20 protein-coding genes are annotated in these 22636 nt (G+C 71.0%); 10 read left to right on the top strand and 10 right to left on the bottom strand.

Annotated elements, in window-relative coordinates:
* Positions 1-20: 20 nt before the first annotated feature.
* The 8 genes from AB0O15_RS29755 to AB0O15_RS29720 all read right to left on the bottom strand — a co-directional run bounded on the left by AB0O15_RS29755 (position 21) and on the right by AB0O15_RS29720 (position 10239).
* The gene (locus AB0O15_RS29755; RefSeq protein ID WP_364324874.1) at positions 21-764 is read right to left on the bottom strand and encodes an alpha/beta fold hydrolase; all 744 of its coding nucleotides are present in this window, start codon (positions 762-764) and stop codon (positions 21-23) included.
* A complete protein-coding gene (locus tag AB0O15_RS29750; protein ID WP_364324871.1) occupies positions 761-1447 on the bottom strand; it encodes an LmbU family transcriptional regulator in 687 nt (228 codons plus the stop codon). The genes AB0O15_RS29755 and AB0O15_RS29750 overlap by 4 nt, the downstream gene beginning before the upstream one ends.
* 937 nt (positions 1448-2384) lie before the next feature.
* Positions 2385-4136 carry a non-ribosomal peptide synthetase gene (locus tag AB0O15_RS29745; protein WP_364324868.1) on the bottom strand — a complete coding sequence of 584 codons (1752 nt, stop codon included), beginning with the start codon at positions 4134-4136 and terminating at the stop codon, positions 2385-2387.
* The gene (locus tag AB0O15_RS29740; protein ID WP_364324865.1) at positions 4133-5374 is read right to left on the bottom strand and encodes a cytochrome P450; all 1242 of its coding nucleotides are present in this window, start codon (positions 5372-5374) and stop codon (positions 4133-4135) included. The genes AB0O15_RS29745 and AB0O15_RS29740 overlap by 4 nt, the downstream gene beginning before the upstream one ends.
* 29 nt (positions 5375-5403) lie before the next feature.
* On the bottom strand, positions 5404-6153 hold the full coding sequence (locus tag AB0O15_RS29735; protein ID WP_364324862.1) for a thioesterase domain-containing protein: 750 nt from the start codon (positions 6151-6153) through the stop codon (positions 5404-5406).
* A 160-nt stretch (positions 6154-6313) separates the two neighbouring features.
* Positions 6314-6691, bottom strand: coding sequence for a hypothetical protein (locus AB0O15_RS29730; protein ID WP_364324859.1), 378 nt, complete (start codon positions 6689-6691; stop codon positions 6314-6316).
* 9 nt (positions 6692-6700) lie between these two features.
* Complete coding sequence (locus AB0O15_RS29725; protein WP_364324856.1) at positions 6701-8362, bottom strand: condensation domain-containing protein; 1662 nt, start codon at positions 8360-8362, stop codon at positions 6701-6703.
* A gap of 50 nt (positions 8363-8412) precedes the next feature.
* Entirely contained in the window at positions 8413-10239 is a 1827-nt protein-coding gene (locus AB0O15_RS29720; RefSeq protein ID WP_364324853.1) for a non-ribosomal peptide synthetase, read from the bottom strand.
* 356 nt (positions 10240-10595) lie between these two features.
* Here AB0O15_RS29720 and AB0O15_RS29715 point away from each other — a divergent pair, with 356 nt between their 5' ends.
* Positions 10596-11117 (top strand): LmbU family transcriptional regulator, encoded by a 522-nt coding sequence (locus AB0O15_RS29715; protein ID WP_364324850.1) that lies wholly within the window; start codon positions 10596-10598, stop codon positions 11115-11117.
* 37 nt (positions 11118-11154) lie between these two features.
* Here AB0O15_RS29715 and AB0O15_RS29710 read toward each other — a convergent pair whose 3' ends face one another.
* Entirely contained in the window at positions 11155-12429 is a 1275-nt protein-coding gene (locus AB0O15_RS29710) for a hypothetical protein (protein WP_364324847.1), read from the bottom strand.
* A gap of 205 nt (positions 12430-12634) precedes the next feature.
* Here AB0O15_RS29710 and AB0O15_RS29705 point away from each other — a divergent pair, with 205 nt between their 5' ends.
* The 9 genes from AB0O15_RS29705 (at position 12635) to AB0O15_RS29665 (ending at position 21950) form a co-directional block, all read left to right on the top strand.
* Positions 12635-13693, top strand: a complete 1059-nt coding sequence (locus AB0O15_RS29705; protein ID WP_364324844.1) for a TauD/TfdA family dioxygenase — start codon at positions 12635-12637, stop codon at positions 13691-13693.
* Between the two features lie 278 nt (positions 13694-13971).
* Entirely contained in the window at positions 13972-14790 is an 819-nt protein-coding gene (locus AB0O15_RS29700; RefSeq protein WP_364324841.1) for an SGNH/GDSL hydrolase family protein, read from the top strand.
* Positions 14791-14920: 130 nt separating this feature from the next.
* On the top strand, positions 14921-17056 hold the full coding sequence (locus tag AB0O15_RS29695) for an iron-containing redox enzyme family protein (RefSeq protein ID WP_364324838.1): 2136 nt from the start codon (positions 14921-14923) through the stop codon (positions 17054-17056).
* Positions 17057-17067: 11 nt separating this feature from the next.
* Positions 17068-18894 carry a carbamoyltransferase gene (locus AB0O15_RS29690; RefSeq protein ID WP_364324835.1) on the top strand — a complete coding sequence of 609 codons (1827 nt, stop codon included), beginning with the start codon at positions 17068-17070 and terminating at the stop codon, positions 18892-18894.
* Between the two features lie 48 nt (positions 18895-18942).
* Complete coding sequence (locus AB0O15_RS29685) at positions 18943-19128, top strand: hypothetical protein (RefSeq protein WP_364324832.1); 186 nt, start codon at positions 18943-18945, stop codon at positions 19126-19128.
* A gap of 76 nt (positions 19129-19204) precedes the next feature.
* On the top strand, positions 19205-19333 hold the full coding sequence (locus tag AB0O15_RS29680; RefSeq protein ID WP_364324829.1) for a lasso RiPP family leader peptide-containing protein: 129 nt from the start codon (positions 19205-19207) through the stop codon (positions 19331-19333).
* A gap of 102 nt (positions 19334-19435) precedes the next feature.
* Positions 19436-21274 carry an asparagine synthase-related protein gene (locus tag AB0O15_RS29675; protein ID WP_364324826.1) on the top strand — a complete coding sequence of 613 codons (1839 nt, stop codon included), beginning with the start codon at positions 19436-19438 and terminating at the stop codon, positions 21272-21274.
* Entirely contained in the window at positions 21271-21531 is a 261-nt protein-coding gene (locus AB0O15_RS29670) for a lasso peptide biosynthesis PqqD family chaperone (protein WP_364324823.1), read from the top strand. Before AB0O15_RS29675 ends, AB0O15_RS29670 begins: the two co-directional genes overlap by 4 nt.
* On the top strand, positions 21528-21950 hold the full coding sequence (locus AB0O15_RS29665; protein WP_364324820.1) for a lasso peptide biosynthesis B2 protein: 423 nt from the start codon (positions 21528-21530) through the stop codon (positions 21948-21950). Before AB0O15_RS29670 ends, AB0O15_RS29665 begins: the two co-directional genes overlap by 4 nt.
* A gap of 19 nt (positions 21951-21969) precedes the next feature.
* Here the strand turns inward: AB0O15_RS29665 and AB0O15_RS29660 are convergent, their stop codons facing one another.
* Positions 21970-22635 carry a response regulator transcription factor gene (locus AB0O15_RS29660; protein WP_364324817.1) on the bottom strand — a complete coding sequence of 222 codons (666 nt, stop codon included), beginning with the start codon at positions 22633-22635 and terminating at the stop codon, positions 21970-21972.
* Between the last annotated feature and the right edge of the window lies 1 nt (position 22636).

Below are 22636 nucleotides of genomic sequence, written 5' to 3'. Positions count from 1 at the left end.
TTCGGCGTTGTGGCGACGGGTCAGACCAGCACGCCGAGCCGCTCCTGAACCAGCTTGGCCACTCCGGCCCGCTGCTCGGCGAGGTAGAAGTGGCCGCCGGGAAAGGTGCTCAGGTCGAACTCGCCTCGCGTGTGCTCCCGCCAGGCCGTCGCCTCCATCGGCGTCACCTTCGCGTCCCCGTCCCCGACCAGCACGCTGACCGGGCACCGGAGCGGCTCGGCGGCGGTGCAGACGTAGCGGTCGACGGCACGGTAGTCCGACCGGATCGCCGGCAGCGCGAGGCTCATCAGGTCGTCGTCCAGCAGGAAGCCCTGATCGGTGCCGCCGAGCAGGCGCAACTGGGCCAGCAGTTCCTGATCGCTGAGCGAGTCGACCGGCTCCCGGCGGTTGCGCGACGGCGCCAGCCGGGCCGAGGCGAACAGCCGGACCGGCGCCGTTCCCGCGGCCTCCATGAGCCGGGCGAGCTCGAAGGCCACGGTCGCGCCCATGCTGTGCCCGAACAGCGCGGTCGGCGTCACGCCGGCCACCGGGCGCAGGGCCTCGAACACCCGCCGGGCCAGCTGCGGGATGTCCTCCAGGCAGGGCTCGCGCAGGCGGTCCTGGCGGCCCGGATATTGGATCGCGAGCACGTCCACGGCCGGTGCCAGATCGGCCGAGAGCGGCAGGAAGGTGCTGGCCGAGCCGCCCGCGTGGGGCAGGCAGATCAGGCGGACCCGAGCCTGCGGCGCGGGATGGAAGTCGCGGACCCACCGGCGGTCGGTCACGGGACGCGCGAGCCTTCCTCGTCGTCGGAGCCCTCCCCCAGGGTCATCGCGGCCGCCGCGTCCAGGCTCTCGATGATCCAGCTCTGCAGGCTGCCGTGCACCCGCTCAGCGGCCGCCTGCCAGCGGGCCAGCCGCGCCTGTTCCGCCTCGATGCGGGGCAGCGGCACCTTGGGCGGGATCGGCACACCGCCGGTGCGGGCGAGCTTGATCTGGCGGCGCAGCTCGTTGCGCGACCATCGGCGCTCCTCGGCCTGCGCGAGCCAGACGTCCTGTTCCGTGTCGGAGAACCGGGCGACCTCGGCGTGGTGCTGGAAACTCAGGGCCGAGCGCCGGCGTCCGAGGTCGAACCGGCGGGCCACCCAGGCGTAGTTGCGGATCGTCTGGTATTCGAGGCCCGCCGCGTCGACCGCGCGCCGGTAGCGGTCGGCGTACTGGCTCTCGCCGTAGACGATCCAGTCACCGAGGCACCAGGCCGAGGAGTCGTAGACGTCGGCCAGCCGCTGCCCGGCCCGCTCCCAGCCCTCGTAGGTCAGGTCGGGTGGCAGGCGCAGCCCGACCCTGGTGATCAGCACGGTGCTCGGGTCCGGCGCCGGCGCGGACACCGCCCGCATCGCGTCGCGGCCGGGTGAGGACCGGGTCGACGGCGGTGCCGCCGTTCTGACGCTCGTCGCCTTGATAGGCACGCTCAACCTCCATGGATCGTTACTGGATGCGCGAGGCAGGCATGCGACGACTCTGGTTACGCCCGCACTGCCTCTCATCGATTGCCCGTTCACACGGCCGGACCGGCGCGGGCCGGTGATCGCTCCAGGATCGACCGGCGCGCGACCGGCTGGTCCTCAGCCGGCGACGCCCGTCGCCGGAAGGTCGGCGCGCGAGGCGCCGGGGCATGCCGGAACGGTCACGGCGCTGCTAAGGCCTTCGGACAACATTTCAGAACGCATACCAGTCTCCCCGTGATTAACCGGCACAACAGAGTGAACATTAACCACTACAGGGCGCAATGTCCATGGTCGTCAAGCACGCCCGGAACACATCGGACGGACATCAACTCCCCCGATTTGCGAAATCGATCCGTCCGTCGAGTGAGCGCACCGACCGTCGCCGTGGGCACGGCCCGAGCCGTCTCCCGTACGCCGACGAGCGGCGCCTGATGGCCTCCGACCAGCGCCGGAGCGGTTCGGCGATCGATCGGCTTCGCTCGGCACCTCGCCCGCCCGAGGGGGCGGAGCGGGCCACGGCACCGAGGGACGTCCGCCTCGGACAGATCTCGCCGACGAATCCGACCATTCATGAACGGGGCCGCGTAAATTGATTCTGCTGCGCATTCCCGGGCATTTACCGGAAGCATTCCCGGTCGTCAGTGAATTGACTACCGATACCCATTGGGCGCCTGTTCCATGCGGGACGGTGCTGGTCGCGGCCCACGTGGGCGCGGGACGCCCCGGGATCCGCCGGTGCGCGACGGAGCATTTCGCGCACTTCGGATGCAAGTTGCATGGTGCGCGCGGCCATGCTCCATACGTCCGAATCCTGCGGTTACGCGCGGCGGCGGAAAGCGCCGGCCGGGAGCGGGCCGGACACCGAGTATCCCGCCGGCGGGACATCTGGTGGAGCGGGTCAACCGGCCGAGGCGGCGAGCTCCCGGATCGTGGTGTGCTCGAACAACTGGGTCAGGGTCAGCCCCAGGCCGGCCGCCTCGACCTCGGCCAGCACCCGCAGGATGCGCAGCGAATCCCCGCCCAGGCTGAAGAAGTCGTCGTCGACGGTGACGCTGTCCAGGCCCAGGACGCTCTTCCAGATCCGGATCAGGTGCTGCTCGGCCGCGCTCGGCTCGTCGTCCTCGCCGGAGTCACCCGAGAGCCTCGGCAGATCCGCCTCGTCGAGGGTGGGCAACCGGAGCCGGTCCAGTTTTCCGGTGACCGTCCGAGGCAGCCCGCCGACCGTGACGAACCACGACGGAATCATGTACGCCGGCACCACGTCCCGCAGGTAGGCGACGAGCCCGCGCGGGGTCACCTGGTCACCGAGCGCGCTGACCACGACGTACGCGGCCAGCCGGACGCCGTCGGGCACCGGCACCGGGACCACCGCCGCCTCCCGTACGCCGGGATGGCTGAGCAGCGCCTCCTCGACCTCCACCGGTTCGATCCGGAACCCGCGGATCTTGATCTGGCTGTCGGCCCGGCCGAGGAACTCGATCGCCCCGTCCGGCCGGCGCCGGCCGAGGTCGCCGGACCGGTACATCCTGGCCCCGGGGACGCCGGCGAACGGGTCCGCGAGGAAGCGCTCCGCCGTCTGCGCCGGGCGCCCCAGATATCCGCGAGCCACGCCGGCGCCGCCGATGTAGATCTCGCCCTCGGACGCCGGGGCGCCGTCGTCACCCAGCATGTACACGTGGGTGTGGCGCAACGGCCGGCCGATCGGGACACTCCGGTCGCTCGCGTCCAGCTCCCGCAGCGGGAAGGCGGTGGCGAAGGTCGTCGTCTCGGTCGGCCCGTAGACGTTCGCGACCTCGCCGTCCGGCCGGTCCGCACGCCGGCCGGCCAGCCGCCGGGCCCGCTCGACCGACATGGGTTCCCCGCCGATCAGCACCTGGCGCACGGAGTCCAGCGCGGCCGGGTCGCGGTCGATCAGTTCGTGGAACAGCGGCGTGGTCAGGAACATCGCGGTCACCCCGCGACGGCGCAGCAGCTCGGGCAGGTCGGCGAGCGTCTCCCGGCCCGGCGGCGCGAGCAGGAGTCTCGCGCCGCTGAGCAGCGCCCCCCAGATCTCGAAGGTCGAGGCGTCGAAAGCGGTCGGCGACAGGTGCAGGAATGTCTCGCCGGGCTCGAACCGCAGGTACTCCTGGTCGCGCACGAGCTGCACGATGTTGCCGTGAGTCACCAGTACGCCCTTGGGCGTGCCGGTCGAGCCCGACGTGTACATCACGTACGCGACGTCATCCGGGTGGCCCGGTGCGGGCCTGACCTCGTCCGCCGGCCCGGACCGCAGCGACGCCAACGTGATCACCGGCCGGCCGGCCTCACCGGCCCACGCGGCCGCCTGGTCGGCCACCACGAACGGCGCCCCGGCGTCGGCCAGCAGCATCGCCAGCCGCGACGGCGGATATTCCGGGGAGAGGGGCAGGTAGCCGCCGCCGGCCTTGAGCACGGCCAGCGACGTGATCACCGAGTCGAAGGACCGGCCCAGGTGCACCCCGACGACGACGCCCCGGCCGACGCCGCGCCGCCGCAGCGCTGCGGCCAGCACATCGCTGCGTGCCCGGAGCTGGGCATAGGTCAGGCGGCCGGCGGCGCTGTCGAGCGCCACGGCCTCCGGACCGGCCTCCGCGACCGCGTCGAACGCGGCCGGGACCGTCGGGAACGTCATGCGGCCTCCCGTGCCTTGGGCTTGAGGACGACGGGAAGGCTTTCGACGCCGTTGAGGAAATTGGAGCTCAGCCACCGGACCGGCCCGGAGGGGACCACCGCCGCGACCGACTCGCGCAAGGTGGTCAGCATGGCCCGCAGCTCCACCTTGGCCAGATGGGCGCCGAGGCAGAAATGCGGTCCGTGGCCGAAGGTGATGTGCCGGTTCGGTGACCGGTCCAGAATCAGCTCATCCGGCCGGTCGAAGACGTCCTCGTCGCGGTTGGCCGACACGTTCCACATGGTCACGATGTCCCCGGCCGGGATCGTGGTGCCCCTGATCGGCACGTCGGTGGCCGCCACCCGGCCGACGTGGATGGCCGGCGTGGTCCAGCGCAGAATCTCCTCGACCGCCTGCGGGACACCGGCCTCGCCGCTGACCAGACGGTCCCACTCCCCCTCGTGCTCGATCAGCGCGAGCAGCCCGGTCGTCATCGACAGTCGAGCGGTCTCGTCGCCGCCGATGATCAGGTTGTAGCAGTTCAGCACGACCTCTTCGGCGGTCAGCGGGCGATCCTCGACCAGGCCGGTGGCGAGCAGGCTGACCGCGTCGGCGCCCGGGGAGTCCCGCCGCTCGGCCGCCAGGCGGGTGTAGTAGAGCAGAATCTCGCTCTGGGCCAGGCGGGACTCCAACGACTGCTGTTCGCCGTGCTCGGTCTCCAGCGCCGACCGGGTCAGCCCCAAGATCCGCGGACGGTCCGCCACGGGCACGTCGAGCAGCTCGCAGATCGCGGCCAGCGGGATGACCGAAGCCACGTCCTCGGCGAAGTCGCACTCGCCACGCTCGACCGCGGCCGCCACCACGCCGGCCGTCGCCCGCTCGACGTAATCGCCGACGACGCCGAGGACGCGCGGGCCGAACCCGGTCTGCATGAGCCGGCGCAGCGAGGTGTGCCGACGGCCGTCGGTCACCACGAGCATCCGTCCGCCGGCCGAGTCGCCGCCGCGCGTCAGGGTGCCGAGCATGTTGCCGCTCATCGACCGGAACCGCTCGGCGTCCCGGTAGGCCGCCATGACGTCGCCGTGTTTGCTCAGCACCCAGAATCCGGGGGCGGTGCCGGCCGGCGGATGGCGCCAGACCGGGGCGCCCGCGCGCAGCCGGCGCCAGAGGGCGGAGAGATCGTGGTCGCGATGCACGGCCGGGTCGAGCAGGTTCACCCGCGCCGGGTCGTCACTGGGGATCGGGGTCCGGGTCAGCACACTCGTCCTCTCAGCCGCGATGCGACGGGTCACTCCGGACGCAACAGCTCGGTCACCAGCGTCAGGAGGGGATCCGGCGCGTCCAGGAAGGCGAAGTGGCCGCCGTCGAGCACCTCGTACGAGACCTGGTCGCCGTACGCGGACCAACCGTGCATCTGCTCCGGCCGGATCTCCGCGTCCGCCGCCCAGTGCAGCACGACCACTCGGGACGGCAGGATCACCGGCTCGGCCCGCCGGTAGACCCGGTTCGACTCCAGGTCCTGGCGCAGCACGTCCAGCATCATGCCGAGCACCAGCGGATGCGGTTCGCCGCCACGGGACCGGGTCAGCGCGGCCAGCTCCTCGATGAGCTGGTCGTCGCCGAGGCCGAGGTACCGGTCGAACGGGCAGTCGTGCGGCGCGACCTGCGCGGAGACGATCAGCGCCCGGGGCGCCGGCAGACCCTCCTGATGCAGCCGGCGGGCCACCTCGAAGGCCGGGAGGGCGCCCGCGCAATGGCCGAAGAAGGCAAAAGGCCGATCGAGGTACGGCAACAGCGGATCCACCAAGGCCTGAGCGAGTTCTTCGTACGTGCCGAAATGCGGCTCACGGAATCTGTTCTCCCGGGCCGGCAGCTGCACGGGACAGATCTCGACATCGTCCACCTGGTGTGGCCAGCTCGAGAACATGGACGCGCCACCGCCCGAATAGGGGAAGCAGAAAAGGCGGGCGCGGGCGGTCTCGGACGGATCTCGCAGCAGGCACGGCGGCGAGTTCTTTCTCGGTGCAGGCGCGCGCATTCGGCCCAACCCTCCGGCGTATGGCCAGTCAGCTGTCGAGATTTCGCCGCGCTTTACCCGGAGAACGGGGAAGACAATGGAAACCGGCGGCGATCGTCAATGACGATGGGGCGTTCTGCCACCCATCGACGACAATCGTAGTTACCGGCTTCGGCCATGGTCAACGATCGTGGGACGGGCCCTCCAGCGCGGGCCGGTTCGGCCGCGGGTCGTCGAGGGCGGTCTGTTCCTGCGCGAACCGGGCGAGCGTCTGACCGAAGACGCCGTGCACGATCCCGCAGGAGCGGCACATGAGGTTGCTGTCCAGACGCCCCGTGGCGCAGTGCGCGCAGGCCCCGTTGTCACGCGGGTCGTGGTAGGCGGCCAGCGCCTCCGCCAGAGCGTGCGCGACCGGCGGGCGGATCGTCAGCCGTTCGGTGGCGCCGCGCCAGCCGATCTCGAGGGCGCCCAGCTCAGGCGCGTCGGGGTCGAACTGGTCGATGCGGTTGACGAACTCCTGGAGGATCCGCAGAACTTCGTCCGGGCGCGTTCGGGACATGCGACGACGTTATCCCGTACCGCCGCGGGCCGGACCGGCAGGGCGACCCGCGTCCCGCCGGCGGGACCGGCCCGGCGCCGCGGCCAGACGCAGGCCCGCGTCGATGCGGCCCAGCAGTTCCTCGATCCGCGCCGGAGGGACGAGATCCTGGTCGTAGGCGACGGTGACACCCGTGCCGAATCCCGGGAAGTCGATCGTGTAGTCGCAGGTCACCGGGTCGCTGGCCTTGTCGGTGGACCACCAGCCGCCGACCCTGACGGACCGGAGTCCGGCCAGCTCGTCGTACACATGGAAGTCGGTGAAGTTGAAGACGACGTCGTAGGCCCGCCGGCCCAGATTCTGTTCGATCAGAGCCAGCGGATAGCGGCGGTACGGCATCGCGGCACGCTCACCCGCGAGAGCCGCCCGCGCCAGATCCGCGTGGTCGGCCGTGACCGGGCCGATCCGCAACGGGACGGTGTTCAGGAACAGCCCGACCAGCCGGTCCGCGCCGTCCACCTCGGGTCGCCCGTTCATGACCAGGCCGGTCACCACATCGCTCTCGTTCCGCGTCCACTCACCGAGGGCCCGGCCGTGCACGGCGATCAGCAAACTCTTCAGTGGCACGCGGGCGGCGGCCGCGGATCGGCGCAAGGCCGCCAGGAGCTCCGGTTCCATCCGGAGCGCCGCGTACCCGTCGGGATTCGCCGAACCCGAGAACCGCGAGCGGTCCAGCAGCAACGGCGGCAGGTCGGCCCGCTGCTGCCAGAAGGCGGCGGCCTCCGGCACAGCGGCGGCGGCCCTTTCCGCCTCGACGAACCGGGCGAGACCGTCCTCCGGCAGCGGCGGGAGACCGGCGTCGCCGTCGTTCAGCTCCGCGTCGTACAGGGTGAGCAGGTCGACCAGCATCCGGGCGAAGCTCCAGCCGTCCATGACGGCGTGGTGGATCGCCACGGTCAATCGGAAGGACCCGGGCAGCGCCACCACCTGACATCGCACGAGCGGGGCGCGGTCCCAGTCGAACGGGGTGTCCAGCTGATGAGCGCGCCACCGGGCGACCAGCTCGTCGGCCGCCACCTCATCACCGTCGGACTGATGCCGCAGGTCCAGCGGGACCTCGGCGGTGGTCCAGATGACCTGCATGGCGTCGTCGTACGTCGCGAGGTCGAAGGAGGTGCGCAGGGCCGGATGCCGGTCGGCCAGGCGCCGGAGGGCGGAGCGGAACCTCTGCTCGTCGAAGGTGGCATCGACCCGCATCCCGATCAGGTCGTTGTACAGGGCCGTGTCGCCGGCCGTCTCGCACAGGTAGATCATCCCGACCTGGAGGGCCGAGGCCGGCGACATGGTGACCTCCCCCGGCCGCGGAGTCGCGCCGGTCCGGTCGGGGCCGGCCGACGGATCCTCGCCGCCGGAGTGTGGCTCCTCGGACGAGAGGTGTTCGGCCAGCTCCGCCGCGTTGGGATAGGTGAGCAGGTCGATGAGCCGAACCGGCAGGCCGCGGTCGACCGCCGCCGCCACGACCCGCAGGGCGATCAGCGAATCACCGCCCATCGCGTAGAAGTCGTCCTCGGCGGCCACCTCCACACCCAGCTCGGCGGTGAAGAGCCGCCGCAGGAGGTCCACAACCGACGCGTCGGCCGCGACGGCGCCCGGCCGGGTCGGAACGCCGATCGACGAATCGAGGTGGGGCATGAGCGTCTCCTCGGAATGCGGAGCGTCGGCCGGCCTTCGGCGGACGGGTGTCACTCGACCGGGGCGGTCTGTCGCAGCCGTGCGATGAGCTGGGCCAACTCGGCGATCGTGGGGTTCTCGTAGAAAGCGCGGGGAGAAACCTTCACCTCCTGCTCGGTGGCGATCCGCTCGGTGATCGCGGTGGCCATCAGGGAGTGGCCACCGAGCTCGAAGAAGTCGTCGTCGGCGCCGATTCCCTCGACCGCCATCAGGTCTCCCCAGAGTTCGGTGAGCCACCGCTCCAGGTCGGTCGCGGGCGACCGGTACTCGACGTCGGAGTCCGGCCGGGAATGGCTTCGCCGGGCCGACAACGACGCTCGATCCACTTTGCCGTTCGGGGTGAGCGGCAGCCGATCGAGCCGGAAGTACACGCTCGGCAGGGAATACCGCGGCAGGGACCGGGCCAGGTACTGGCGCAGGTCGGGCAGCTCGGTGTGGGATTCGCAGACCACGAAGGCCGCCAGCCGGCGTCCGGAGGGCTCCTCCTGCGGGACGACCGAGCAGTCGAGCACTCCCGGATGGCTTCGTAGCGTGGTCTCGATCTCACCGGGTTCGACCCGATAGCCGCGGATCTTGACCTGATCGTCCACCCGCCCGAGGAACTGCATCGTCCCGTCCGGCAGCAGGCGCCCCAGATCGCCGGTCCGGTACATTCGCGCCCCGGGTTCACGCCCGGCCGGGTCGGGCAGGAACCGCGCGGCCGTCACGGCCGGCTGCCCGAGGTAGCCGTTCGCCACGCCCCGGCCGGCGGCGTAGATCTCGCCGGCCTCGCCGGGCGGCACCGCTCGCAGCGCATCGTCGAGGACCCGGACCTCGGTGGCCGGCACCGGCCGGCCGATCGGCACGAAGTCCGTCCCCACCGGGGCGGTCATCACGTGGCAGCAGGTGAAGGTGGTGTTCTCGGTCGGGCCGTAGCCGTTCACCACCCGCAGTCCCGGGTGGGCGGCGAGCATGCGATTGACGTGGGACGCGGACAGGACGTCCCCTCCGGCCACCAGGACTCGGAGGCTGTCGAGACCTTCGCCCGCCCGCTCGGCGACCTGGTGGAAGAGCCCGGCCGTCAACCACATGGCGGTCACACCATGCTCGCTCACCGCCTGCCGGATGCTGGTCGGGGTGGCGTCACCCGGCGGATGAACCGCCAGCCGGGCACCCCCCAGCAGCGGTGCCCACAGTTCCAGGGTCGAGGCGTCGAAGGCCAGCGGCGCCAGCTGAAGCATCGCGTCGCCGGTCGTCAGCGTCAGGAAATCGCTCGGCCCGACCAGGCGCAGTACGGCCCGGTGTGGCACCGCGACCCCTTTCGCCTTCCCGGTCGAGCCGGAGGTGTAGGCGACATAGGCCGTGTTCTCCGCCGTGACCATGGCCATGGGCGCTGTCGCCGGGTAGTCGCGCGCGTCACGCTCGGCCTCGTCGATGATGATCGCCGTCACGTCGCCGGGCAACCGGCGTGCGAGGGCCCGGCTGGTCAGCACCCGTTCGGCCCGGACGTCACGGAGCATCGCGGCGGTGCGCGGCGCCGGGTTCTCCGGTTCCAGCGCGACGTAGTGACCGCCCGCCTTCAGCACCGCGAGCAGGGCGACGACGACGGTCGCCGACCGCTCCAGGCAGATACCGACCGGTGTCTCGACATCCACGCCGAGCGCGTGGAGCCGATGGGCCAGCCGGTTGGCGCGGGCCTCCAGTTCGGCATAGCTCAACTCACGCGAGCCTGCGCTGACCGCGACCGCGTCCGGGGTGGCCCGTGCCTGGTCGGCGAACCTGCTGTGGATGGTCGCCGGCGCGCTCTCGACCCACTGCGCCGGCGCCGGCCGGGCGGGTGTTCCCTGAGCCTGGATCATGCCTCTTCCTTCTGGTTCCTGCTCAGCCACCCGCGGGCAGCGATCAGCCATCACTTTTCCGTATCGGAAGACCATTGACGACAATCAGCTCGGTCGGAGATCGCCGGAATATGGGAAGTGCCGCGAAAGGCGAACCGCAGTCCGGCCGCATTTGCCGATTATTACATCAGCCGACGCCTTTAATAGACCTCCGGGACGCATTTGGCTCGATGCAACCGATCCGCCCGCTCGGGTACGGTGGGATGGCCAAAGCTAACGGGGAGGCTTTCGTGACCAGACTGACGACTTTGCGGCCGGCCGAAACTTCGAACGCCATTGGCCCGGTCCGACCAACCGAAAAGATCATGGTCACCAGAGTGGGACTGCGGTTTCCTTCCACGATCGACTACGACGAGTGGGAAACGGCCGGCCGGCGGCTCTCCACCCTGGCCACCTCCTCGGCCTGGTGCCTGGGCGACTGGTTGATCTTCGGACAGGACCGCTACCACGACCGCTACCGCCGCACCGTCGAGACAGCGGGGCTCGACTACCAGACCCTTCGCAACTACGCGTGGGTCGCCCGCCGGTTCGACCTGTCTCGCCGGCGAGACACGCTCAGCTTCCAGCACCACGCCGAGGTCGCCGCGCTTCCGGCGGCCGAGCAGGACTACTGGCTCGCCCGAGCCGCCGAGCACGGCTGGTCACGCAATCAACTCCGTCAGCACGTACGCGGCCACCGGGACCAGGTCACCAGGAACGCGCCCGCGCTTCCTCAGCTGAGCGTCCAGGACGACCAGCTCAATCGCTGGCGCGCGGCGGCCAGCGAGGAGGAGTGCTCGCTGGAGTCGTGGATCGTCCAGCGACTCGATGCCGCAGCCTCCGACATCCTCGGTCAATAGTCTCCGGCTCGAGCCCGCCGGCCCGGCCCGCGGCCGCTCACTCATCGACCATGACCATCCGGGACCGGTGGCGCCGGCCGATGTCGTCCAGGTACTCGAACTCGAGGCGCTCGAGCGCCGCCTCGATCGCATGCGCCATCTCGGGGTGGCTCGCCGTGTCGCCGCACAGCAGGTCGAGCTGGTAGGTCATCACGCCGTGATCCAGCCGGTCCCCCGGGCGCACATAGGGCCGGTAACCGGTGATGCCGGGAATCCTCCGAACGTCGGCCGCGCCGTGCACGCCCAGGAACACCGCCGATCCGACCGGCGCCGGGACGTTGTACTGGAAGTACACCCGGTCCGGCCGCAGCAGGGCCGGCGGTTCCGCGAGGCCCAGCGCGGACAACGCCGCGAGCCGGATCAGGTCGACGCCGCACGAGCGCCGCGCCAGCTCGGCGATGTGCCCGCCGAGACGGCCGTTGACCTCGATGACGTGCGGACCGTTCGGGGTCAGCTTGATCTCGGTCTGGGTGATGCCCGTGGTCACCCCGAGGGCCGTCACGGTCGCGGTCGCAAGAGCGATGAGCTGAGCCTGCTCCGGAGCGGACAGGTGCGACGGCCAGAAGTGCCCCGTCTCGCGGAACGGCCGACGCAGTGGATGTTTGCCGGTCACGGCGATCGGCCGGGTCCCCCACGGCCCCGAGAGACTCTCCACCGAGACGTAGTCCCCGTGCGGCAGCTCCGGCCGGCCGACCAGCATCTCCTCCACCACCCAGCGGTCGCCGCCCGCCGCCGCGGGTCCGAAGATCCGCGAGCGCACCTGATCGGCGTCGGCCGGGCCGAGCACGGGGTAGGTCGAGCGGCTGGCCTGCCCGCGAGCCGGCTTCACGACCGCCGGGAAGCCGACCTGGCCGAGCGCGTCCGTCCACTGTCCGGGCTCGGCGATCAGCCGGCTGCGTACGTTGTCGGCGCCGGCGGCTCGTTGCCGCTCACGTTGCTGGTGCTTGTCGGTGAGCCGGTCCGCGGTCGGCCGGCTGTGCCCCGGCAGCCCCAGCGACTCGGTGAACGCCGCGGCGCACCGCAGCATCTGCTCGGCATAGGTGACGACGCCGCGTGGTCGCAGGGAGGCGACCCGGGCGACGTCGGTCGCCTCGTCCCCGCTGAGGTCGACGACCCGGCCGAGTTCCGCGAGGACCGGGCGCACCAGCCGCACGTGTTCGGTGTCCGGCACGGCGAACACCAGGGGCCCGAGCCTCGCCAAGGCCGGACCGAGCTCACCCGGGGACGCCGCGCCGCGGTCGTACACGACCAGCAAGGGTGCGGGATCAGACATCTGCTCGATCCTCTCCATGGATATGATGCGCGACATTCTTCCGGACATCACGTCCGAGCATCGTTGCCATTGAGCGTCCGGCCGGGCAATAGTCATGTCAGAAAGTCGGATTGTCCCGCCGGCGAGACACGAAGCTACCATTCCGATCACTCCTCGACCGGCGCTTCCACGCACGCTGCGCCCCATCAATGGAGAGCCCGAAGTCATGGACACCGTCGAAGTTTCGGCCAAGCTCATGAAAGACCCCGAAATGTTGACCACCGGCCATCCCGACGTGGTCGTCTGCGACGCCGAAGAATCGGCGGAGATCATGCGTATCGCCACCGATCTGACGTCCGCCCATAAGGCGCGGCTGGACGCGGCTGAGGTCGATCGCCGCTTCGACGACCCGCTCTTCCTGGTGTCGGCGGAGACCGCGGCCCGGCGGATCAGCCCCGCGCTGGTCCACCGCATCGTCGACTTCCGGGTCTCCGGAAGCACCTCCGGCGTGCTGGCCGTGCGAGGGCTGCCCGTCGACCGGCCGCTGCCGGACACGCCAGGGTCCGGGGCGCACCACGGACCCTGGCAGGAGCTGGCCGTCAGCTCGGCGGTCCAGCTGATGGTGATGTCGCTGCTGGGCGAGGTGATCGCCTACGCCGACGAGAAGCGGGGCCGCCTCATCCAGGACGTCTGTCCCGTCCCGGGCGCCGAGCAACGGCAGGAGAACACCGGCAGCACGCTGCTGGAACTGCATACCGAGGACGGCTTCCACCCGCACAAGCCCGATTTCCTCAGCCTGTTCTGCCTGCGTGGCGACCAGGAAGGACGGGCGCTCACCGTCGCGGGAGGCGTTCGTGCGGTCCTTCCGGCCCTCCCCGCGCGGCACCGCGAGGCGCTTCGCCGGACCGCCTTCCACATCCGGCTCTCGTCGTCGTTCGCCGGCACCGGGCCGGCCCGTTACTGCGCGCCGCTGCCGGTGCTGTCCGGCCCCGTGGAGGATCCGGAGCTGTGCATCGACCTGCACGCCATGGAGGCGCTCGACGACGAGGGCGCGGCGGCACTCCGGGCCCTGTCCCGGCTGCTGCTGAGTCGGCTCACCGCGATCAGTCTGAGCCCCGGCGACCTGCTGGTCGTGGACAACCGGCTGGCGGTGCACGGGCGCACCGGTTTCGAGCCCCGCTACGACGGCGCGGACCGCTGGTTGCGTCGCTGTTATGCCGTATCGGACCTGCGTCCCTCCGCGAACAGCCGGCCGCCTCGATCGCGGGTGCACCACCCGTTGTGAATAGGCGTCCCAGACGCTATTGATTGACAGTGGTAATCAGGCTGACTAGCCTGGCCGAAAGTATGCCGGGAGGGACCTTTATGGGATCTCAGCGAGCACTTCTCACTCCTCAGATGACGCATTATTCTGAGAAACTCTACGAAGATGGAACTTTCCGCTGGCTTCCTTATCTGATGTATTTTCATCCGGCCGGCTATCAATCCGACGTGGTGAATACGGACAGCCTGGGATTCCGCATCTCACATGGCCGCGACTCGTCCGCCTCACCCGGTGGGCAGATGCCTTCCGAGCCGGTGAATCTGCTGGTCGGCAGTTCCTCGGTGTTCGGCGTGGGAACCACCCGCGACGAGGCCACCCTGCCGTCCCGGTTATGGTCCCAGCACGCGCCGAGCCGGCCGTGGCTCAACTTCGGCGGCCGCAGCCACAACTCGACCCAGGAACTGCTGCTCTTCCTGCTCTACCGGCACCTGCTGCCACCCGTCGAGGAGATCGTCATCGTCTCGGGGTTCAACAACCTGTCGCTCGCCCGGCTGCCGGCCGACGTGCAGGGTGACCACGGCGCGTTCTTCCTCTGCAACGAGTACTTCGAGAAGATCGCCGAACTGCGCAAGCCGCCGAAGAAGTCAGGGGGCCCGTTCCGGCGCCAGCCGCCCGCGCCGGCCGCCGCCGACGCTCACACCACCGACCCGGCGCAGCAGATCGCCCACGCCACCGAGCTCACCGTCCGCCATCTCGGCAGCTGGCAACTCCTCGCGCGGGCGCTCGGCGCCCGCCTGTCCTACGTGCTCCAGCCGATGGCGCCCTGGGTGCGAGCGGAGCCCGCGCCCGAGGAGGCGAGGCTCTTCGACGAGCTCGATGAGCTGTTCAGCTTCACGGAGATGTTCGGTGACGTCATCGCACCGCAGGTGGGCCGGGCCTATGCGGCCGCTCTGGAAGCCGGGTGCGAGAAGGAGGGTGTGCGGTTCCTCGACCTCAACGTCGTGCTGGCCGGCGACGCGGACCCCGACGAGTGGATCTTCGTCGACCGATGCCATTTCACCGACGCCGGCCACGACAAGGTCGCCCGCCTGCTCGCCGAGCATCTGGACCTGCACTGATCAGGAGGTAGGACCGTGTCATTCCTGCGACGGCTGATCGGGCGGCTCTTCCGCCGTAAGCCCAAACCCAAGAACGACGCCTCGATCTATCCGATGTTCTGACCCGGACCGACGCCCACCAGGAGGCCCGATGAGCTCGCCGCCCGCCGATGCTCTTCGCGTGGCGTACCAACGAGCCTGCGATCCGGAGTACTTCATACCCGACGGACCGCTGGTCGACAGCCTCCACGCCGAGTTCGCCCGCCCCGGGCCGGGCCAGGGCGCGGAATCCGCCGACGAGCCCTGGTCCCCGGCCGGGAGCCGGCAACAGGTGTCCGCGTGGTCGGCGGCGCGGGCGGCGCGCTATCTCGCGCTGGCCGAGCAGACCGCGCCTGACGCGGTACCGTCCCTGGTCCGCCGGGCCGCGCTCGGCTGCATGCCGCTGGGGCTGGTTCAGGGCGCGTGGCTGCAATGGCTGAGCAGCCCCGGCCGCGCGGACGATCCCGTCTCGCTGCGTCTGCTGGCGCTGTACGCCTCCGACGTCGGCGTGGGGCGGCCCCACGACTCCCGGGGCAGCGCGTACCTCGCCATGCTTCGAACCCTGCGCCATGCCGAGTACGCCGTGCCCACCGCGGCGGTCGCCCTCGACGACCGGATCGGCGAGCCCGCGTTCCACCTGCCGGCCGTCCTGATGACCGCGAGCCGCCGCCCGGAGGCCTTCCGGGCGGAGCTGATCGGCGCGGACCTCTGCGTGCGGGCGGTGGGTCTGCTCCCGGCTCTCACCCTGATCCGGCACCACCACCCCGACTGCGCGGCCTGGACCGCCCTCGACGGTTCGAGCGCGCGGCAGGAGGGCGAGCCAGCCGCCGTCCAGCGCTCCCTGGCCGTGGTGGAGGAGCTGATCGCCGGCCGCCCCGCGATGGCGGCCGGGGCGCGACAGGGCTTCCGCTGGGCGTTCGAGGTCCTGTCGGCCTGGGACGACAACCTGTTCGCGGAGCTGGCGGCGGCCCGGGATCCCACGTACGAGATGGCCGAGCTCCTGCGCGCCCGGTCGGCCGAGGCGGTCATCTACCACCATGACTACCTGTTGAGCGGCCGGCCGCTGACGCAGTGGCTCGCGGAATCCCGCACCGACCCCCATCCCCTGCTGACGGCGCTCGCCGGGAGCCGGTTGGTCCGGCCCGGCGACGCCGACCGGAGCCCGCTGCTGAACGGGTTGATCGGCGAACGCGGACCGATGTTCCGGATCTTCTCGCCGCCGGACCTGACCGTGCTGCGGAACTGGATCAACTCGCTCCCGGCGGGCGGCGGCGCCGCGACGGGGCCGGGGCCGGGGCCGGCCGGGCGGTCACATCCGCCGACGCTGCCCGCGCCGGCCGAGCCGCTACCGGGACCCGGGCCGGCCGACCTTCGCGAGGCATTCCACCGGCTGCTGCACCGCACCGGGGATCCGGGCACCCATCGCTTCGCCCGCGGCTACGTCCAGGGCTGGCTCGCCCGCAGCGCGCACCGGATGGGTGACGGCGACTCGCCCCTGCCGGCGCGCTGGCCCGAGGAGGGACTTCGCGGGTGGCTGGGCGAGCAGCACGATCGGCATGCCCGGTCGTTCGATCAGACCAGCGACGACCCGTTGCCCTCCCGGGCCGAGGTCGTCGAGTCGACCGTACAACTGGCGCCGTTGACCTTGATCGACGGATCCTGGCTGCACGGTTTCACCGACGCCGGCCTCGCGTCCTCCCCGGTCGGCTTCGCGCTCTTCGACACCTACTGGGACGAGCTCGGCAACGGTGTGCCGACGTTGAACCATCCGATCATCTACCGCGAGGTGCTGGCCGAGATGGACGCCACCCCGCCGGCGACCGCGTCGATCGAGTTCGCTCGCTGGCCGCGTTTTCTCGACCGCTCGTTCGAGCTGCCGGTCTACTGGCTCTCCATCGGGCGCTTCCCGAGGACGTTCCTGGCCGAGGTTCTCGGGCTCAACCTCGCCATGGAGCTGTCCGGGGTGGGCGGAAGCTACCGGCGGGCCCGCATCGCGCTGCGAGCGCACGGGTTCAGCACCCGGTTCGTGGACATCCACAACACGATCGACAACGTCGCCACCGGCCATTCCGCGTGGGCCGCCAAGGCGATCGACACCTATCTGAGCACGTTGCCCGCGCTCACCGGCGGCGAACGGGACGAGGTCTGGCGGCGGGTGCGGATCGGCTTCCGGTCGCTCAACCCGCCGGACGGCCGGGCCGCCCGCCGCGCCGAACGCCACGCCCGCAAGCTGTCCGAGCTCGGCTGAGGAGTATGCCCGTGTCCAACCTCGTCCTCGGCCTGTCAGCGTTCTACCACGACAGCGCCGCCGCGCTCGTCCGGGACGGGCGGGTGGTCTCGGCGGCGCAGGAAGAACGATTCACCCGCCGGCGCCACGATCCGGCCTTCCCGCGCCGGGCGGTGGACTACTGCTTGCGGGAGTCCGGCATCTCGCTCGAGGACGTCGACGCGGTGGCGTTCTACGAGGATCCGGCGCTCAAGTTCCGTCGGGTCCTCGCCACCTATCTCGGCGCCGCACCCGGCGGGTTCGCCTCCTTCCGGGACTCGGCGCCGCAATGGCTGGGCTGGAAGCTGAGCACCCTGCGAACCGTGCGGCGGGAACTGGCCGGCGCCGGCCCGGTTCCCCCGATCGAGGTCCGCCGGCATCACGAGTCCCACGCGGCGTCGGCGTTCTATCCGAGTCCCTATCCCCGTGCGGCCGTGCTGTGCATCGACGGCGTCGGGGAATGGGCCACCACCACCATCTGGCACGGGACCGAGGACGGCCTCCGACAGCTCGCGGAGCTCCGCTTTCCCCACTCGCTGGGCCTTCTGTACTCGGCCTTCACCTACTTCTGCGGCTTCAAGGTGGACTCCGGCGAGTACAAACTGATGGGACTGGCGCCGTACGGCACGCCTCGTTACGAGCGGGTGATCCGCGAGCGGCTCATCGACATCCGGCCCGACGGCTCCTTCCGGCTGAACCTGCGGTACTTCGAGTTCCTCCGGGGGCAGGTGATGACCGGCCGGGGGTTCGAGAGCCTCTTCGGTGGTCCCCGCCGGCAGCCGGAGAGCCCGCTCACCCCGCGAGAGTTCGACCTCGCCGCGTCGGTGCAGTCGGTCACCGAGCAGGTGGTCGACCGGCTGGCCCGGACCGCCCGCGACCTGACCGGTGAACGGACGCTGTGCCTGGCCGGCGGCGTGGCCCTCAACTGTGTCGCGAACGGCAAGCTGGTCGACAACCAGATCTTCGACGAGATCTGGGTGCAACCGGCGGCCGGCGACGCCGGTGGGGCGCTGGGCGCCGCGCTCTCGGTGTCCGCGGCGCGGGGAGGATCGCGCGACCACCTGGCCGGGGGCGGCGACGGCATGTCGGGAGCGCTGCTCGGCCCGGCGTACGCCGACGACGAGATCGAGGCCTATCTGCGGGAGAACCGGATACCCCATCGGCGGTGGGAACCGTCCGCCCAGGCCACCGAGGTCGCCCGGCACCTGGCGGCCGGCCGGGTCGTGGGGTGGTTCCAGGGGCGGATGGAGTTCGGGCCTCGGGCGCTGGGGGCGCGCTCGATCCTGGGCGATCCACGCGACCCCGGCATGCAGTCGGTGATGAACCAGAAGATCAAGTTTCGGGAATCGTTCCGTCCGTTCGCCCCGTCGGTCCTCGCCGCGGACGCGAAGGACTACTTCGACCTGAAGCAGGAAAGCCCGTACATGCTGATCGTGAGCCCGATCGCCGAGGCCAGGCGGATCGCGGCGGACGGACCCGCAGCGACCGGTCTGGAACTGCTCCGGCGGCCTCGCTCGGACATTCCCGCGGTCACCCACGTCGACTACTCGGCCCGGGTGCAGACGGTGGCCGAGGAAACCGACCCGGCGTATCACCGGCTGCTCCGGGCATTCAAGGAGGCAACCGGTTGCCCGGTCCTGGTGAATACGTCGTTCAACGTGCGCGGCGAGCCGATCGTGAACACCCCGCACGAGGCCTACACCTGTTTCATGCGGACGAACATCGACATGCTGGCGCTGGGCCCGTTCCTGCTCGACAAGGCCGAACAGCCGGTGCCCGCGGGCGACGACGACTGGCGTGCCGACATTCCGATGGACTGATCGCCACCGTACGGATCAGCTCGGCCTCGAGAGATCATGGAGCGGGACATGCGCCGGATGATGCTGGGCGTCCTCTATTACCTTCTGCTGACACCGATCGCATTGCTCATACGATCGGTACGCGATCCGTTGCACCGCCGATGGGATATGAATAAGGCGACCTATTGGAGCCTGATTACCGCCTCCGAGGACAAATCGAGGACATTCGCGCAACGCGCCGACAATGATTGTTGAGTTAGGTTGGAAGCATCCGGACGGTACCTCGGAAATTGTCGGTACCCGTCTTCCGTACATCGAGAAAGGTCGTGAAATGACGGAGCAGAACGACGTCTACGAACCCCCGGCCCTGACTGACCTCGGCGACTTCAAGGAGCTGACCCTCGGCACCTGGTTCGGCCTCAACTGGGACTTGTCGCAGTGGTTCTTCGCACCGTTCTGAGTCACCCGGTAAGGAATTGATCGGGCTGCGGTGAGGCCGACCGGCGTTTGCTCCGGCGGCTTCACCGCGGCGTCTGCCGTCAGCGTCCGAACTGGAGGAGAAGTGCGGTTTGTGGTCCTGGCCGACACCGAACGCGCCGCCGGCCTGGCCGAGATGGCGGCGCTGGGCCTGGGCGCCGACGCTCAGGTCGTCACCCATGCCTCGGGCCGTCCATGGATCCTGGGCGACTGGCGGAGCGACGAGGCCGTGATCGTCAGCGCCGGAACCCGTCGTCTGGCGCTGTTCGGCAACACCCGCGTGTCCGTCCCGGCGCTGAGCGGCCAGCTGGCCCGGGCCGGCACGCCCGCCGATCTCGACCGGGTGTTCCGCCCGCTGCGGGGCAGTCCGCACCTGCTGGCGTCCTTCGACGGCCGCACCCGGAGTCAGGGCGCCCTGTCGACGGCCCGGCAGATCTTCTACACCACGGTGGACGGCCTCACGGTCGGTGGCAGCAGCCAGCGGATCCTCGCCGGCCTGGCCGGGACGGGACCGCGGACCGAGGCGCTGGCCATGCGGCTGCTGTTCCCCGGCGCGCCCTGGCCGCTCCAGCAGGACGCATTCTGGGCGGGGGTGGAGACACTGCCCGCCGGATCCTGGTTGGACGTGCGGGACGACGGCAGCCACCGGGTTCACCGATGGTGGTCTCCCCCGGATGCCACATTGTCCCTGCGGCCGGGCGCGGAGGGCGTGCGAGCGGCTCTGGTCGGGGCGGTGGAGGCGCGGCCGCACGGCACGGCGATCAGCGCCGACCTCTCCGGTGGCCTCGATTCCTCCACCCTGTGCTTCCTCGCGGCGTCCACCGGCGCGGCCCTGGTGACCCATCACCTGCTGCCGCTGGATCCGGCCAACGACGACGCCCGATGGGCGCGCTGGGTCGCCGGGCAACTGCCGCGGGCCGAACATCGCTACAGGTCTCCGGACGACGGGCCCGCCTGGTTCGAGCATCCCGACGTCATCGACGCGGCGGCGCTCACCGACGGCCCGATGGCCTGGCACCGCAACCGCGTCCAGCTGGCTCACACCGCCCGCGCGATGGCCGCCGAAGGCTCACGACTGCATCTGACCGGCGTCGGCGGTGACGAGCTGTTCTCCGCCGGCCCCGTCGTCCTGTGGTCGCGCTGGCGCGAGAACCCCCGGCGAGCCTTCTCCGCCGTGCGCCGGGCCCGGGTGATGAACCGATGGCGCTGGCGCGATCTCGCACCCGCCCTGGTGGACAACGGCCCGTTCGACGCCTGGCTGGCGCGCGCCGCGGACGGTCTCACCGCTCCGCCGCTTCGCACCGCCGGCCTGGGCATGAACTGGGGCGGCGAGCTCCGGATGCCGCGCTGGAGCACGGCCGGAGCCACCGACGCGGTACGCGAACTGATCCTGGCCACCGCCGGGCGCGGGGTCGAGCCGTTGCATCCGCACCGGGCCCAACATCAGCTCCTCGACGCGGTGCTGGCCACCGGCGGCGCGCTGCGGGAGGCCAACACCGCGCTCTCGCCGACCGGAGTCCGGTGGGAGGCGCCGTTCCTGGACGACCAGGTCGTCGAGGCGGCGCTGCGGGTCTCGGTCGGTGAACGCGGAATGCGAGGCCGGTACAAACCGGTGCTCGCCGCCGCGGTCCGCGGCCTCGTCCCGGACCGGCTGGTGGAGCGGCGCAGCAAGGGCGAGTTCAGCGCGGAGGCCGAGAGCGGCCTGCGCCGCAGCCGGCGGATGCTGGTCGACTGGTGCGACGATCTGCACCTGACCCGGCTCGGGCTGGTGAACGCCGACGCGCTGCGCTCCGCCCTGCTCGGCTCCCATCCGCACCGCCACGACCTCATGCCGTTCGAAAGCACCATCGCGTGTGAAAGCTGGCTGCGGCTGAACTCGGCCGGAGCACCGGCCGGCCGGAGCACGACAGGAGGCCGGAGATGACGCTCACCATGCGGTCCGACGTCAGCGCCACGGACACGGAGGACGGGCTGGTCCTGCTGGATCAGCGCTCCGGCCGGTACTGGCACCTCAACCGCAGCGGTGCGGCGATGCTACGGATGCTGCTCGACGGGCGCACCCCGCAGGAGACGGCAGCCCGGATAGCGCAGAGCTCCGCCGTCACGGAGCCGGCGGCACTCACCGATGTGGAGCGTCTGATGGCTCTCCTGCGGAAAGCGAAACTGGTGACGTCGCGATGACGGTGCCGGTCGCTCCGGAAGAATCGGTCCCGCTGCGCTGGCACGAGCATGTCACCGCGCGGGTGGTCGTCGTCGTGGCCTGGGCCCTGACCAAGGCGCCGCCGCGCCGGCTGCGCCGCGTCCTTCAGCTCATCAGCCGCGGCGCACGACCGGCCGACGCCGGCCGCGCCACGCGAGCACGGCAGGTGGTCGTGACGGTCAGCGCGCGGTGCGCCGCCGGCCATGGTTGTCTGCAACGCTCGGTCGCCATCTGCCTCTGGTGCCGCGCGACCGGGTACTGGCCCGACTGGTACACCGGCGTGCGTACCCGCCCGTTCCGGGCGCACGCGTGGGTTGAGGCCGGTGGCAGCGCGGTCGGCGAAGCCGAGGACATGACGCTCTTCCACCGGATGCTGGCGGTCCGGCTCACCCGGCGATGAGCGGCGGGGGGACCCGGGCTCACCGCTCGGCGCTGCCCAGTCCCGCCTCCCGGGCCAGCGCCGCCGCCCTCGCCCGGTGTCCGGCCTTCAGCTTGGCGATCACCCGCCAGACGTAGTTGCGCACCGACTTCTCGGTCAGCACGAGGTCCTTGGCGATCCGCTGGTTGTTCCACCCCCGGGCGAGCCGGTCGAGAACCTCGAGCTCCCGCTCGGTGAGGTCGGCGAGTGCCGCCGGTCCCGGTCCGAGGTGCCGCGCGGAGAAGAACGCGGTGAGGCGGGCGGCGACCGCGGGGCTGAACACCGCGCCGCCCTCGGCCACCACGGTGATCGCCCGGAGCAGCTCGGACGTCGACGCCCCCTTGGTGAGGTAGCCCTTCGCGCCGGCCCGCAGGGCATCGAGGATCGCGTCGTCGGTGGTGGCGTGCGAGACGGCAAGCACCGCCGGCCCGGTTCGGGCGACGCTTCGGATCAGCGAGAGCCCCGCCCCGCCGGGCAGACCGGGCTCGACCACGAGCACCTCGGCCGGCGACCGCATCCCGGAGAGCAGCCGCAGAGTCTCGTGCACCGACCGTGCCTCGCCCGCCAGCTCGATGTGCGCCACGCCCGCGAAGGCGGCTCGGATGCCGGCCAGGGACGCCGGGTGGTCGTCCACGACGACGACCCGGACGACGGACCGTGCGGGCAAG

This window comes from Actinoplanes sp. NPDC089786 (genome assembly GCF_040684855.1).
Classification (GTDB): domain Bacteria; phylum Actinomycetota; class Actinomycetes; order Mycobacteriales; family Micromonosporaceae; genus Actinoplanes.
Note: the sequence above shows the minus strand (reverse complement) of the source record. Positions and strands in the feature narration are given on the sequence as shown.